The sequence below is a fragment of the Prescottella defluvii genome, from assembly GCF_000738775.1.
Lineage (GTDB): Bacteria > Actinomycetota > Actinomycetes > Mycobacteriales > Mycobacteriaceae > Prescottella > Prescottella defluvii.
The window spans coordinates 1-421 of the sequence record NZ_JPOC01000240.1 but is presented as its reverse complement, the minus strand read 5'-3'; the positions used below and the strand labels follow the sequence as shown (position 1 = coordinate 421).

The 421-nt window shown below is 81.5% G+C and carries 1 protein-coding gene; it reads left to right on the top strand.

What is annotated here, in order from left to right:
• On the top strand, positions 1 to 421 hold a 421-nt coding region (locus IJ15_RS26960), incomplete at both ends, for a wax ester/triacylglycerol synthase domain-containing protein (RefSeq protein ID WP_331281044.1).

Sequence of the window (421 nt, the reverse complement as noted above, 5' to 3'; positions counted from 1 at the left end):
CACCCGCCCCCACCGCTCCCGCCCCCCTCGGCCGCGCCGGTCCCGCCGCCGCGCCGGCCCCCCCCCCGGGCCGCGCCCTGTCCCCCCGCCGCCCCCCGGCGCCCCGCCCGCCGGCCACCCCCCCCGGCGACCCCGCAGGGCCCGCCCCCGGCGGCGGCCCGCGCCCCCGCCCCCGGGCGACGACGACGACCTGTCCGCGCTGGCCGCGCGCCTGCACGAGCCCCGCCTCGACCGCTCCCGGCCCATGTGGGAGGGCTATCTCGTCGAAGGCCTCGCGGGCGGCGGATTCGCGCTGTACGGGAAGATCCACCACGCCACGCTCGACGGGATGTCGGGCATCCGGATGCTCGAGCAGTCCATGGACTCGGACCCGGAGCGGCGTGGCATGCCACTGCTGCTCACCCCGGCCACACCCGAGCCC